The sequence below is a fragment of the Prevotella pectinovora genome (assembly GCF_041323955.1).
Lineage (GTDB): Bacteria > Bacteroidota > Bacteroidia > Bacteroidales > Bacteroidaceae > Prevotella > Prevotella pectinovora.
Window position 1 is genome coordinate 958,678 of record NZ_JBGLIV010000001.1, and the last position, 14,966, is coordinate 973,643.

At 53.3% G+C, this 14,966-nt stretch carries 9 protein-coding genes; 5 read left to right on the top strand and 4 right to left on the bottom strand.

Annotation, left to right across the window (positions count from 1 at the left end; all coding sequences use genetic code 11):
* The first annotated feature begins 201 nt into the window (after positions 1-201).
* Both ACDC99_RS03800 and ACDC99_RS03805 read left to right on the top strand, forming a co-directional pair.
* Positions 202-1,470, top strand: a complete 1,269-nt coding sequence (locus ACDC99_RS03800) for a glycosyltransferase (RefSeq protein ID WP_370755882.1) — start codon at positions 202-204, stop codon at positions 1,468-1,470.
* Positions 1,471-1,561: 91 nt separating this feature from the next.
* Positions 1,562-3,550 (top strand): fructose-bisphosphatase class III, encoded by a 1,989-nt coding sequence (locus tag ACDC99_RS03805; RefSeq protein WP_044064541.1) that lies wholly within the window; start codon positions 1,562-1,564, stop codon positions 3,548-3,550.
* Between the two features lie 129 nt (positions 3,551-3,679).
* On the opposite strand, the gene ACDC99_RS03810 is transcribed toward ACDC99_RS03805, so the two are convergent.
* Positions 3,680-6,043 (bottom strand): bifunctional dihydroorotate dehydrogenase B NAD binding subunit/NADPH-dependent glutamate synthase, encoded by a 2,364-nt coding sequence (locus ACDC99_RS03810; RefSeq protein WP_370755884.1) that lies wholly within the window; start codon positions 6,041-6,043, stop codon positions 3,680-3,682.
* 107 nt (positions 6,044-6,150) lie between these two features.
* Here ACDC99_RS03810 and ACDC99_RS03815 point away from each other — a divergent pair, with 107 nt between their 5' ends.
* Positions 6,151-6,867 carry a PriCT-2 domain-containing protein gene (locus ACDC99_RS03815; protein WP_370755885.1) on the top strand — a complete coding sequence of 239 codons (717 nt, stop codon included), beginning with the start codon at positions 6,151-6,153 and terminating at the stop codon, positions 6,865-6,867.
* A 202-nt stretch (positions 6,868-7,069) separates the two neighbouring features.
* On the opposite strand, the gene pyrF is transcribed toward ACDC99_RS03815, so the two are convergent.
* From pyrF to proS, 3 genes are read right to left on the bottom strand one after another with little or no spacing between them, the layout of a single operon-like run.
* Complete coding sequence (gene pyrF / locus ACDC99_RS03820; RefSeq protein WP_042520072.1) at positions 7,070-7,894, bottom strand: orotidine-5'-phosphate decarboxylase; 825 nt, start codon at positions 7,892-7,894, stop codon at positions 7,070-7,072.
* 33 nt (positions 7,895-7,927) lie between these two features.
* Complete coding sequence (prfA, locus tag ACDC99_RS03825) at positions 7,928-9,040, bottom strand: peptide chain release factor 1 (protein WP_320874811.1); 1,113 nt, start codon at positions 9,038-9,040, stop codon at positions 7,928-7,930.
* Positions 9,041-9,056: 16 nt separating this feature from the next.
* Positions 9,057-10,538 carry a proline--tRNA ligase gene (gene proS, locus ACDC99_RS03830; protein WP_022317286.1) on the bottom strand — a complete coding sequence of 494 codons (1,482 nt, stop codon included), beginning with the start codon at positions 10,536-10,538 and terminating at the stop codon, positions 9,057-9,059.
* A gap of 386 nt (positions 10,539-10,924) precedes the next feature.
* On the opposite strand from proS, the gene mutA reads away from it, so the two are divergent.
* On the top strand, positions 10,925-12,787 hold the full coding sequence (gene mutA / locus ACDC99_RS03835) for a methylmalonyl-CoA mutase small subunit (protein ID WP_022317285.1): 1,863 nt from the start codon (positions 10,925-10,927) through the stop codon (positions 12,785-12,787).
* Positions 12,784-14,928: a methylmalonyl-CoA mutase gene (gene scpA, locus ACDC99_RS03840; RefSeq protein ID WP_022317284.1), complete on the top strand. Its 2,145-nt coding sequence runs from the start codon at positions 12,784-12,786 to the stop codon at positions 14,926-14,928. The genes mutA and scpA overlap by 4 nt, the downstream gene beginning before the upstream one ends.
* Positions 14,929-14,966 lie beyond the last annotated feature (38 nt).

Below are 14,966 nucleotides of genomic sequence, written 5' to 3' on the forward strand. Positions count from 1 at the left end.
CGTTTGGGCGTTAAAAAGCCAGTGCGATGCAATATATCCCGTTCCACAACGTTATAACAATAGACGATAATTGGAGTTGCCCCAAACTATAGGCAATAATGAGAGTTGCCCACAACAATAGACGATGATGAGGTTGACCCCAACAATATACAATAATGAGAGCTGACCAAAATACTGAATTGATTTTTAAAAGCATGTGCCATGAATATACTCCATTGCATTCCACGTTCAGATTCAGGTTCAATACGGCAGACCCTGCTTGACGACTTGTTTTCGTTCAACACACAAGACCTCTCTAATTATGTGTTGACAGACAAGTCACAGCAATCTGAATTTGCAGCACGCGTAGGGACAGACAAGGTATATTGTTTCTCCTCCTCCCGTCCATGGATCAAGGGAGGCAAGAAACAGTTCAGGCATGTCGTTGCCGCTACCTCGGCAGAGATAATCCACATACATTCATTTGCAGACCTGTATTCTCTTCAGATCATGAGATGGGCCTTTGCCATGAGGATTCCCGTGGTCTTCTCCCCATACAACTCGATGATGCCCTGGCATTTGAGCAACATCCCTCTGCCCCTTAGGCTGAAGAGGACGATAGTTTCCCGGATGCTTCTCAAGCACACCGGAGCCACTGTCCTCACAAGCTCCAACCAGGAAACGGAGCGTATGAAGCAGATGTTCCGTCATGCGTTGGGCAGTTCGGGCCGCCTTTCCGTGGCCACCCGCATCAAGAGCATCAACGGTGAAGCAGACACCCCGCGCCTCGCATCCACCATGTTCTCCGTATACCGGAAGATCATCGACAGCAATCCCTTCTGGCTGATGAGCGAAAAAGACGTATATATAGAAAACGGTCTGGCGGCATTGGGAGCCATACTGTCTTCCGGCAAGGATGCCGACACCGTATTCCTGCCCCTGCAGAAGATAAAGTCAGAGCTCGCCACCCTTTCCGCCGAGCATTGGCGACGCATCCAGCTTCATTCCTCAGACCAGGACATTCTTCCCGAGGTGCGCATGGCCTACGAGTCGCTGATGGGTACACCCGGCGAGTTCGACCCCCAGACTGTGGACCGCCATTCTGTGGTTGCCTTCAGGAGCGAACTGAAAAGGGACAAGCCTTCGATAAAGACATCCAGAATGCATCAGGTTTCCGAGGACTATTCAGAATACAAGAGCGAACTTCTCCTCTGCGTCATGCTTCTCAACATGAAGCACCTGACAGACACCCGAAGAGTGACGCGCAAAAACCTTTCCGACCTGTATCTCTATGCAAGGTTTGAAGACTACAACGAATATGTGCTCGAAGAGATGCTTTCAGATCTGGGCATACTGGAGTTCAGTTCCCGCATCCTCACACTCCTCGTCCACAGCATGTTCCTTGAAAAAGGGCATGTACCCGTAAAACTCTCACGTGAAAAGGATTTATGCAAAATGCAGAAGCAACTTTTCAAATCCAATATAATGTGAAGAAGTAACTTTTCAAATCCATATGATATGGAGCAGCAGCTTTTCAACTCCAATATAATATGAAGAAACAACTTTTCAAATCTAATATAATATGAAGAAAAACTTAAACCAACCGCAAGAGAACGAACTGCAGTATCTGCAGTTGTTGTCAAAGACCTTCCCTACCATTGCGGATGCGAGCACGGAGATAATAAACCTCCAGGCCATCCTCAATCTGCCTAAGGGAACAGAGCATTTCCTTGCCGACATCCACGGCGCCTACGAGTCATTCCAGCATGTGCTGAAGAATGCTTCGGGCAACATCAAGAGAAAAGTGAACGAGCTTTTCGGCAACCAGATCCGCGATACGGAGCTCCGCGACCTCTGCACTCTCATCTATTATCCCGAGCAGAAGCTCGAGATGGTGAAGCTCGTAGAGGAAGACATCAACGACTGGTACCACATCACCATCCACCAGCTTGTCACCATCTGCCGCGATGTGTCGAGCAAATACACCCGTTCGAAAGTCAGGAAATCCCTGCCCAAGGAGTTCTCCTACATCATCCAGGAGCTTCTGCATGAGCATTCCGACGACATCGACAAGGCTGGCTACGTGACTGCCGTCATCGACAGCATGATAGAGACCGACAGCGCCGACGACTTCATCATCGCCATCGCCCACGTTATCCAGCGCCTTGCCATCGACCGGCTCCATATTCTGGGCGACATCTACGACCGCGGTCCTGCCGCCCACAAGATATTGAACCTTCTCACCCATTATCACAACTGGGACATCCAGTGGGGCAATCACGACATGCTGTGGATGGGAGCCTGTGCCGGCAACGACGCCTGCATCACCAACGTGGTGAGAATCTCGCTGCGCTATGCCAACCTCACCACCCTGGAGGAGGGCTACGGAATAAACCTGCTGCCCCTTGCCACTTTCGCCATGGAGACCTACAAGGACGACCCATGCCTGGAATTCATCCCGAAGACCTCAGGCGGCACAGGCGTTCTCGATGAGAAGACCGTTCGCCTCATCGCCATGATGCACAAAGCCATCTCCGTAATCCAGTTCAAGGTGGAAGCCGCCTTGATAAAGAAGCACCCTGAGTGGAAGATGAAAGACCGCATGCTCTTCAACAACGTTGACTACGACAAGGGCGTGTGCACAATCGGCGGCAAGGAATATGCCATGAAGAGCTGCCTTTTCCCCACGGTAGACCCCAAGCATCCCAACGTGCTGACGAAGGAAGAGGAGGAACTCATGAAGAAGCTCCACCATTCGTTCACCGTGAGCGAGAAGCTGCGCAACCATATAGAGCTGCTGCTCAGCCACGGCTGTATGTACAACATCACCAACAACAACCTGCTCTTCCATGCTTCGGTGCCTCTCAACGACGACGGCTCCCTGAAGGAAGTGGAGCTGTTCGGTGGCAAGAAATACAGCGGCAGGGAGCTGATGCACCATACGGGTCTCCTCGTGCGTGCGGCGTTCCAGAACGACAGTTCCGAGGCAATGCGTGATTTCGCGCGCGACTATTTCATGTATCTGTGGTGCGGTCCCGACTCCACACTCTTCGACAAGTCCAAGATGGCCACCTTCGAGCGTTATTTCCTTGAAGACGCCGAGACCCACAAGGAGTATAAGGGCAACTATTTCAAGATGAGAGACAACGAAGAAGTGGTGGACAGGATTCTCGACGCCTTCGAGGTGCGCCATCCCAACCGCCACATCATCAACGGCCACGTGCCCGTGCATGCCGGAAGCGGCGAGAACCCGATAAAGGCCAACGGCAAGCTGATGGTCATCGACGGCGGTTTCTCCAAGGCCTACCACAAGGAGACGGGCATTGCCGGCTACACGCTCATCTATCACAGCCGCGGCTTCTTCCTTGTGCAGCACGAGCCGTTCACGAGCGAGGAGGATGCCATCAAGCGCGGCACCGACATCAAGAGTTTCACCAAGATCGTGGAGATGTCTTCTCACAGGATGCTCGTTGCCGACACCGACATCGGCGATGACCTGCGCGGCCAGATCGAATATCTCAAGAAGCTCCTCTATGCCTACAGGTATGGATGGATAAAGGAGCGCGGATAGGGGGGCTATATCTCCTATAAGTCCTATAAGTCCTATAGGACTGATAAGACTAATAGGACTGATAAAACCTATATCTCCTATAAGTCCTATCAGTCTTATTAGTCCTATCAGCTATATCCAGGCTGGGCATTATTTGCTGCCCTTGAGCGCCTTGTCCATGTTTTCGGCGGCACGTCTGCCGTCGCCCATAGCCAGGATCACCGTGGCTCCGCCGCGCACGATGTCGCCTCCGGCGAAGATTTCCTTCCTCGAGCTCTGCATGCAGTCGTCCACGGCGATGGTGTCTTTCCTGCCCAGTTCCAGTCCCTCGATGGATTTCGGCACGAGGGGGTTCGGCGACACGCCCACCGCTACTATCACCTGGTCGGTCTCCACGGTCAGGGTCTTGCCTTCTATTGGTTTCGGACTTCTTCTTCCGCTGGCGTCGGGCTCTCCCAGTTCCATCACCTGTAGCACCGCCTTGCATACGGCACCGTTTTTGTCGGCGATGTATTCAATAGGATTGTGCAGGTTGAGGAAATTTATCCCCTCCTCCTTGGCGTGTCTCACCTCTTCCAGTCTTGCCGGCATTTCAGCCTCAGAGCGTCTGTATACTATTGTCACGTCGGCTCCCAGTCTCTTTGCTGTTCTGCAAGAGTCCATTGCCGTGTTTCCTCCGCCAATCACGAGCACCTTCTTGCCGAAGTTCATCGGTGTGTCCGTCTTCGGGTCGGCAGCGTCCATGAGGTTCACACGTGTGAGGTATTCGTTAGACGACATTATGTTGATGGCGTTCTCTCCCGGTATGTTCATGAAGTTAGGCAGTCCTGCTCCGCTTCCCACGAAGAATCCCTTGAATCCCTCTTCCTTGAGCTGCTCTATGGTGATGGTCTTTCCGATGATGCAGTCTGTGGTGAACTCCACTCCGAGCTTCCTGAGGTTTTCTATCTCCACGTCCACGATGTGGTTGGGCAGTCTGAACTCCGGAATTCCGTATTTCAGCACTCCACCGATTTCGTGCAGCGCTTCAAACACGTGCACCTCGTAGCCCCTTTTTGCCATGTCGCCTGCGAAGCTTAGTCCCGATGGTCCTGAGCCCACCACTGCCACTTTCACTCCGTTGCTCTCCGGCCTTCCGTCGTTCTGTTCGCCGCATCTCTGTGCGTAGTCGGCTGCGAATCTCTCCAGATATCCTATCGCCACCGCCGGCTCGTTCATCTTCAGGTGTATGCATCTGCTTTCGCATTGCTTCTCCTGCGGGCATACTCGTCCGCATACGGCAGGCAGCGATGATGTGTTCTTGAGCACCCGTGCGGCTCCCTGTATGTTTCCGCGCTCTATGTTCTTTATAAACGAAGGTATGTCGATGCTCACGGGGCATCCTTCCGTGCACGACGGCTTTGCGCAGTCCAGGCATCTGTGGGCTTCGCGCTGAGCCATTTCGAGCGTTATCCCCTGGTTCACCTCTTCCTTGCGGTGTGCGATTCTGTATTCGGGGCTCAGCTCCGGCATCTCCACGCGTTCTATCGCCATGCGCTCCTTCGGCTTCATGCTCTTGCGCAGCTCTTTGCGCCATTCCGCCTCTCTGTCCTTGAGCTGCTCCAGTGTCTCTGTGGTGAAGGCTGCCGGGGCGCCATCGCCGTTGGTCTGCGCCTTGGCTCCGCAGTTGCATTCAGCGGTCTCTGGCCTGCACAGATGCTCTTCGAAATGTTCCATCTCTTCTCTCTCAACCGCCTTGAATGTGCCCATTCTCTTGAACATCTCGTCCCAGTCAACGAGTGCTCCGTCGAATTCCGGTCCGTCGATGCATACGAACTTTGTCTTTCCTCCGATTGTCAGTCGGCATGCGCCGCACATTCCCGTGCCGTCCACCATGATTGTGTTGAGCGACACGTCGGTGGGGATATTATATTTTCCGGTGAGCAGGCAGCAGAATTTCATCATTATCGGGGGGCCGATGGCCACCACCTTGTCAATGTGTTCCTGGTTGATGAATTTCTCTATTCCTATGGTCACCACTCCCTTCTCGCCGTAAGATCCGTCGTCGGTCATCACGATCACCTCGTCGCTGTATTCCCTCACCTCGTCTTCGAGTATGATGAGGTCTTTGTTTCTTCCGGCTATCACGGAGAGAATTCTGTTTCCCGCCTTCTTGAGCGCCTTGATGATGGGCAGCAGGGGTGCTGTGCCCACTCCTCCTCCGGCGCACACCACGGTGCCGAAGTTCTGTATGTGTGTGGGGCTTCCGAGCGGTCCCACCACGTCTTCCACGTAGTCGCCCTCGCTGAGCCTGCAGAGTTTCCTGGACGAGAGTCCCACTTCCTGCACCACGAGCGTTATGGTGCCCCTGTGGGTGTCGGCGTCGGCTATGGTGAGCGGCATTCTCTCACTGTTTTTGTCCACTCTGATTATCACGAAGTTGCCTGCCTTGCGGCTTTTTGCTATGAGGGGCGCTTCGATTTCGAATTTGAATACTTTTTCTGAAAATTGTTGTTTCTGTATTATCTTGTTCATGCTCGTTAGTGGTTTTGATTTAACGAATCTGTGTATTAGATTTCTTTTGCCGTGCAAATATAGCAACATTTTTTGAATGCTGCCATTTTGCACGGCAAAAAATCAGTATGTCGGCGGCTTTCTCACTTTATTTCTATCCATGTGGGCTCTCCGGGCTTGCGGCTGTCGAGCAGCTGCATGAGGCGTGTCAGGGCTACGACAACTGGCTGAGACTCGCCTTCGCACTTTCAGACGGACTCGGAGAGGTTGGCAGACAGATTTTCGACCGACTCTCGCAGATGAACGCCGACTACGACACACGGGAATGCAACCGTCTATACGACAACTGCATGAAAGGAAACAAGGGAGGAATCACTATCGCAACTTTCTTCCAGATGGCAAGAGATCTGGCTAATGTTGACCTCAAGGAGATGGCAAGGGAAAGAGGGAAAAGAGAAGGCGTTTTTTCCCAAAATTCCCATTTTCCCATCTTCCCATCTTCCCATATAACAAAAAATAAATGTAATAAAAAAGATAATATATTGATATATAATAACTTAGATAAAAACACCATTTCCCGTTGGGAAGATGGGAAAATGGGAAAATGGGAAAAATGTTGTAAAGACTTTTCCAACGGCTATACATTCTCCGACAAGTTGGATACGGCAGACCTACCTCCCACACTCAAGAAAATCATGCACAACACGGCGGAACGGAATCGCAAAGCGGCGAAACAGAAGTGCAAAGCGGCGGAACAGAGAATGCAAGCAACTGATTGGCTAACCACAAAACACCTATATATGAACAACAACAGCAGACGAACCCCTCTGCCCGATTGGGGCTGAACAGAGAAAAGCCAAGCCGGCTTCGGAGTCTGTCGTATGACGACTTCCGGAGCCGGCTTTGTTCGTTTCGTCTTGCCGGGGGCAGACGGTTTCCCGTTGTCTGATTGATTGTCAGCGCTCAATACTATCTGTCCCTCCCCTTTGGGGGAGGCCAGGTGGGGGCTGGAGTGGTGAAGCAAGGTTACTTTCTCCAGTCTCCCGTTTATCTGATTTTCTCCAGTTCCTCCTGCATCTGCTGCTGCAGCTCGGCAGCCTTGGCGGCCGCCACCTGTGCAAAGTCAGTGCCGGAGCTGGCGTAGATGATGCCACGGCTGCTGTTCACGAGCAGTCCGCAGTCTTTGTTCATGCCGTATTTGCACACCTCCTCGAGGCTTCCGCCCTGTGCGCCCACTCCCGGCACGAGCAGGAAGTGGTCGGGGGCTATCCTGCGGATGTCTTCAAACATCTTGCCCTGTGTGGCGCCCACCACATACATCATGTTGTTTTTGTCGCCCCACTTCTGCGATGTGCGGAGCACTTTCTCGAAGAGGCGCTCGCCGCTCTGGTCGGCGGTGAGCTGGAAGTCGTGAGACCCCTTGTTGCTGGTCAGGGCGAGCAGTATCACCCATTTGCCCTCGTATTGCAGGAACGGCACCACGCTGTCTTCTCCCATATACGGTGCCACGGTGAGCGAGTCGATGTTGTATTCCTCGAAGAATGTGCGGGCATACATGGTTGATGTGTTTCCGATGTCTCCGCGTTTGGCGTCGGCGATGATGAAGTGGTCGGGGTAGGCCCCCTTGAGATAGTTGATTGTCTTCTCGAAGGAGACGAGTCCCTTCACTCCCATGCTCTCGTAGAAGGCGAGGTTGGGCTTGTAAGCCACGCAGTATTTTGCGGTGGCGTCGATTATCTGCTTGTTGAAGGCGAAGATGGGGTCTTCGCCGCCGAGCAGGTGTTGCGGGATTTTCTTGATGTCGGTGTCGAGTCCGACGCAAAGGAAGGTTTTCTTCGTGAAAATCTGTTTTATGAGTTCTTCTCTGGTCATAGCGTTATGAAATGTTTTTTTTGTTTGTCTTTTCTATAGCTCGTTCTCTTTCATCCTCTCGGCGTTTTCCTCTACAGTGAGCGCGTCAATCATCTCCTGAATGTCGCCGCCGAGGAATCCCTGCAGGTCGTGAGTGGTGAAGCCGATGCGGTGGTCGGTCACGCGGCCCTGGGGGAAGTTGTATGTGCGTATCTTTGCCGAGCGGTCGCCGGTTGAGACCAGTGTCTTGCGGCGCGAGGCGATGTCGTCGATGTATTTCTGGTGTTCGCGGTCATATATGAAGGTACGCAGGCGCGAGAGGGCGCGCTCCTTGTTCTTGGGCTGGTCGCGGGTCTCCGTACATTCGATGAGAATTTCCTCCACTTCGCCCGTGTTGGGGTTTTTCCAGGGATAGCGCAGCCTCACGCCCGACTCCACCTTGTTCACGTTCTGTCCGCCTGCTCCGCTGCTTCTGAAGGTGTCCCATTTGATGTCGCCCTCGTTGATGTTCACCTCAAACTTGTCTGCCTCGGGCAGCACTGCCACGGTAGCCGCCGAGGTGTGCATCCTGCCCTGTGTCTCGGTTGCGGGCACGCGCTGCACACGGTGTACGCCAGACTCGTATTTCAGCACTCCGTACACTCCGTCGCCGCTCACGGCGAAGTCGATTTCCTTGTATCCTCCGGCTGCTCCCTCGCTCACGCTGGTCACTGAGAGTGTCCACCCCTTGGAGTCGCAGAATCGCTTGTACATGCCGAAGAGGTCGCCGGCAAAGAGGGCTGCCTCGTCGCCTCCGGCTCCGGCTCTGATTTCCATCTGCACGTTCTTGTCGTCTTCGGGGTCTTTGGGCACGAGTGCCATCTTTATCTCCTCTTCGATGCGGGGCTGCAGCTCTTCGTTTGTCTGCAGTTCCTCTCGCGCCATCTCCTTGAGGTCGGGGTCGCTCTCGTTGGCCAGGATGTCCTTGGCCTCCCTGATAGAGGAGAGGCAGCTGATGTATCGCTTCCGGGCGTCCATGATGTCGCCGAGGTCTTTGTATTCCTTTGTGAGCTTGATGTAGCGCTGCTGGTCGGCTATCACCCCGGGGTCGGTGATGAGGGTGGAAACCTCTTCGTAACGGCTCACCAGTCCGTTGAGCTTCTCTAATATACTGTTGTTGTCTGGCATCGGTATGCTTGTTTGATTAATAGCTTCTGGCGATTATCACGCGTTTTGTGGATGGCTTGCCCGACACCATGTCGGTGCCCGGTGTCTGCTCCACTCCGAACGGGATGCAGCGGATGGTGGCCTGTGTCTCCTCCTTTATCTTTGCCTCCGTCTCGGCGGTGCCGTCCCACGGGCAGATGAAGAAGCCTCCGTCTTTCACCTTTTCCTTGAATTCCTCGTAGTTGTCGCATTCGTAGATGCGCTCGTCGCGGTATGCCTTCGCCTTGGCGAAGATGTTTGCCTGGATGTCGTCGAGCAGCTGCTCCACGTGTTCCACGATGCCTTCGAGCGGGCGTGTCTCCTTCTCCAGGGTGTCGCGGCGCATGATTTCCACGGTGTTGTTCTCGAGGTCGCGTCCGCCCATCACGAGGCGCACTGGCACTCCCTTGAGCTCATAGTCGGCGAATTTGAATCCTGGGCGCTTGTTCTCGGCGTCGTCGTATTTCACGCTGATGCCGGCCTTTCTGAGGGCGCTGATCACGGGCTGGAGCTTTTCGCTGATGGCGTCGAGCTGTTCGCGGCCCTTGGTGATGGGCACGATCACCACCTGTATCGGCGCGAGCTTCGGTGGGAGCACCAGGCCGTTGTCGTCGGAATGGGTCATGATGAGCGCTCCGATGAGGCGGGTGGACACGCCCCATGATGTGGCCCACACGTATTCAGGCTTGTTGTCCTTGTTGAGATAGGTCACGTCGAAGGCCTTGGCGAAGTTCTGTCCGAGGAAGTGGCTCGTGCCGCTCTGCAGCGCCTTTCCGTCCTGCATCATGGCCTCGATGGTGTAGGTGTCGAGGGCGCCGGCAAAGCGCTCTGTCTCGCTCTTCACGCCTCTCACCACGGGCACGGCCATATACTGCTCGGCAAAGTCGGCATAGACGTGGAGCATCTTCTGTGCCTCGGCCTCGGCCTCCTCCTTCGTGGCGTGGGCTGTGTGGCCCTCCTGCCAGAGGAACTCTGAGGTACGGAGGAACGGACGGGTGCGCATTTCCCAGCGCATCACGTTGCACCACTGATTGCACATGAGCGGCAGGTCGCGCCATGAGTGTATCCAGTTCTTGTATGTGTTCCAGATGATGGTCTCTGAAGTGGGGCGGATGATGAGCTCCTCGTCGAGCTTGGCGGCAGGGTCTACCTCAACGCCGCTCTTGTCTTCCTTGGCCTTCAGCCTGTAGTGGGTCACGACGGCACACTCCTTGGCGAATCCCTCCACGTGTTCTGCCTCACGCGAGAGGAACGACTTGGGGATGAGCAGGGGGAAGTATGCGTTCTGGGCGCCTGTCTCCTTGAACATGGCGTCGAGCTGGTGCTGCATCTTCTCCCAGATGGCATAGCCGTAGGGCTTTATTATCATGCAGCCTCTCACGGGCGACTGCTCTGCCAAGTCGGCCTTTGTTACCAGGTCGTTGTACCACTGGCTGTAGTTCTCTGATCTTTTCGTAAGTTGTTTTAATTCTTTTGCCATTATCGTAATTGTTGTTTTGTTGACGTGATTGTATTCATTGCTGACGGGGTGTCGGCATGGGATTCCATCCGGGCCTCCTTTCCGTCATTTGGCTGCAAAATTATAAAAAAAAAACCAAACCATATATATATGCCGGGATATTTTCCCAAACCAAGGCCATGCGATTGACGGCTGCAGGCGGCAGTTTGCCACGTTGATATGTCAAAGTGTTTCGTAAAGACATGATTTTTGATATTGTTTTGTAAAAAACTCTTCCGTTTTTTCTGAATATTGAAAAATTGCTTTACCTTTGCATTTAGGAGAAAGTGCCACACGGATTGTGGCGCCCGATTCATTGTGTTTGTATAATACTTTGAAACATATTAACTTATATAATACTACACACTATGTCGAATTGCAAAGAGCAACTCTTTACGGAGTTTAAGGCTCCTACACGTCAAGAATGGCTTGACAAGATTCAGGTGGACCTGAAGGGAGCCGACTTTAACAAACGTCTCGTCTGGCGCACAAACGAGGGATTCAACGTGCAGCCTTTTTATCTGAAGGAAGACCTTGAGAACCTCAAGACACCAGACTCACTTCCGGGAGAATTCCCGTTCGTACGCGGCAACAAGAAGGGCGACAACGCATGGTACGTGAGACAGCGCATCATGGCCGACGACGCCGCAGCGGCAAACGAAAAGGCGCTGGACATCCTGAACAGGGGAGTGGACTCGCTGTCGTTCAAGATACCGGGAAAGAACATCTCCAAGGATTTCGTCGAGACACTGCTCAAGGGAATCGAATGCGAAGCCGTGGAGCTAAACTTCAACACCTGCAAACGCCACACCCTGGAACTGGCAAAGATCCTGGACTGGTATTTCACGGCGAAGGGATATGACAAGACGAAGATCGTGGGTTCTTTCAACTGGGACCCGATGGAGAAAATCGTGGTGAAGGGACTCGACACGGTGGCCCTGCTCGCACAGGCACCGCAGATCGTGGAGGCAATGAAGGAATACCCCAACTTCCGCACAATCTGCGTGAACGCTGTGGCGCTCAACAACAACGGAGCCTACATCGTGCAGGAACTCGGATATGCACTGGCATGGGGCAACGAATACATGAACCAGCTCGTGGAAGCAGGAACAGACGCCGACGAGGCTGCAAAGAACATCAAGTTCAACCTCGGCATCTCGGAGAACTTCTTCATGGAAATGGCAAAATTCCGTGCAGCCAGAATGCTGTGGGCGGAAATCGTGAAGCAGTATGCACCGAAAGACGACGCATCATGCATGATGTGCGTGAACGCTGCCACATCAAAATACAACATGACGATGTTTGACAGCTATGTCAACATGCTCCGCTCACAGACAGAGGCAATGAGCGCCGCTCTCGCCGGAGTGCATTCAATAGAGGTGTTGCCGTTCGACGCCGTATACGAGACTCCTAATGAATTCTCGGAGCGCATCGCACGCAACCAGCAGCTGCTGCTCAAGGAGGAGAGCCACTTCGACAAGGTGGTGGACCCGGGAGCAGGAAGCTACTTCATCGAAGAGCTCACCACATCGCTCGCCAACGAGGCCTGGAAGATCTTCCTCAACGTGGAAGACAACGGTGGATTCCTGGAGGCTGCAAAGAAGGGAATCGTGCAGGACGACATCAACGCCACAAACGCCAAGCGCCACGACGCTGCCGCAAAGAGAAAGGAATTCATACTGGGTACAAACCAGTTCCCTAACTTCACGGAGAAAAGCGAAGGAAAGCGCGCAAAGAACGCATGCTGCGGATGCGCTGACAAGGGCGCACACGAGGAAGCCTTCAAGGCTATAAAGACAACACGTCTGGCTGCCGACTTCGAAGACCTGAGAATCTCGGTGGAGGAAAGCGAGAAGACTCCTACTGCCTTCATGCTCACTATCGGAAACCTGGCAATGAGACAGGCAAGAGCACAGTTCAGCTGCAACTTCCTGGCTTGCGCCGGCTACAAGGTGATGGACAACCTCGGATTCAAGACCGTGGAGGAAGGCGTGGACGCAGCACTCAAGGCTGGCGCCGACATCGTGGTGCTTTGTTCGAGCGACGACGAATATGCTGAATACGCAGTGCCTGCCTTCGAATACCTCAACGGCAGAGCCATGTTCGTAGTGGCTGGAGCACCGGCATGCATGGAAGACCTCAAGGCAAAGGGTATAGAGAACTTTATACACGTGAAGTGCAATGTGCTTGAGACATTGAAGGAGTATAACCAAAAACTGGGAATAAAATGAGAAAGAATTTTAAAGACATAGATATTTTTTCAGGTATAAAGAGCGTTGATGGCGCTGCTTGGCAGGAGTCAAACAACATCAAGGCAAACTGGAAAACCCCTGAACACATTGAGGTAAAGCCTGTTTATACCAAAGAAGACCTGGAGGGCATGGAGCATCTCGGATATACTGCCGGCCTTCCTCCGTTCCTGCGCGGACCTTACAGCATGATGTATCCTTTCCGCCCATGGACAATCCGTCAGTATGCAGGATTCTCTACTGCCGAGGAGAGCAACGCATTCTACCGCAGAAACCTCGCCAGCGGACAGAAAGGTCTGTCGGTGGCATTCGACCTCCCTACACACCGCGGCTACGACCCGGACAACGCTCGTGTTGTGGGCGACGTGGGTAAGGCTGGCGTGTCTATCTGCTCGATCGAGAACATGAAAGTGCTCTTCAACGGAATTCCGCTCAACAAGATGTCGGTATCTATGACCATGAACGGTGCCGTGTTGCCTGTAATGGCATTCTACATCGTGGCAGGACTGGAGCAGGGAGCCAAGCTCGAGGAGATGGCAGGAACAATCCAGAACGACATTCTCAAGGAGTTCATGGTGAGAAACACCTACATCTACCCGCCTGCATTCTCAATGAGAATCATCAGCGACATCTTCGGATACACATCCAAACTGATGCCTAAGTTCAACTCTATCTCTATCTCCGGTTACCACATGCAGGAGGCTGGAGCTACGGCAGACATCGAGCTGGCTTACACCATCGCCGACGGTCTGGAGTATGTGAGAGCCGGTGTGAACGCAGGTATCGACATCGACGCCTTCGCTCCACGTCTGTCTTTCTTCTGGGGAATTTCGATGAACCACTTCATGGAGGTTGCCAAAATGCGCGCAGCACGTATGCTGTGGGCAAAGGTAATCAAGCAGTTCAACCCGAAGAACGCAAAGTCGCTGATGCTCAGAACACACTGTCAGACATCAGGATGGTCGCTCACAGAGCAGGATCCGTTCAACAACGTGGGTCGTACCTGCATCGAGGCAATGACTGCAGCCCTCGGACATACTCAGAGTCTGCATACAAACGCTCTCGACGAGGCCATCGCATTGCCTACTGACTTCTCTGCACGTATCGCACGAAACACTCAGATTTATATACAGAACGAGACCAAGATCTGCAAGCACATCGACCCATGGGCTGGTTCATACTATGTGGAGAGCCTGACAAACGAGCTCGCACACAAGGCATGGGAGCACATACAGGAAATCGAGAAGCTCGGCGGAATGGCAAAGGCCATCGAGACCGGAGTGCCGAAGATGCGCATCGAGGAGGCTGCCGCACGCACACAGGCTCGTATCGACAGCGGTTCGCAGGTTATCGTCGGTACTAACAAGTATCGTCTTGACCATGAGGATCCTATCGACATCCTGGAGGTGGACAACTCTGCTGTAAGAGAGGAGCAGGTGAAGGGACTCGCTGAACTGCGTGCAAACCGCGACAACGAGAAATGCAAGGAGGCTCTTGCTGCACTCACAGAATGCGTGCGCACGGGAGAGGGCAACCTCTTGGAGAAGGCTGTGGAGTGTGCCAAGCTGCGCTGCACCCTTGGAGAGATCAGTGATGCCTGCGAGGAAATCGTAGGACGTTATAAAGCAGTTATAAGAACAATTTCAGGCGTGTATTCATCAGAAAGTAAGAACGACTCAGATTTCCATAAGGCATGTGAGTTGACGGAAGAGTTCGCTAAGAAGGAAGGACGCAGACCACGTATCTTCGTTGCTAAAATGGGTCAGGACGGTCATGACCGTGGTGCCAAGGTAGTGGCTACAGGATATGCTGACTGTGGCTTCGACGTGGATATGGGACCATTGTTCCAGACTCCGGCTGAGGCTGCAAGAGAGGCTGTGGAGAACGACGTGAACATCGTGGGTGCCAGTTCGCTCGCCGCTGGTCACAAGACTCTCATTCCTCAGCTTATTGAGGAACTGAAGAAACTCGGACGTGAGGACATCATGGTTATCGCCGGTGGAGTTATCCCGGCACAGGACTACGACTTCCTCTACAAGGCTGGTGTGGCTGCAATCTTCGGTCCTGGCACTTCAGTGGCAAAGGCTGCCTGCGAGATGATGAACATCTTGCTCGACAAGTAACAGCTATCTTCTTGACGGACAGGGGTTTGTCTCGTTTT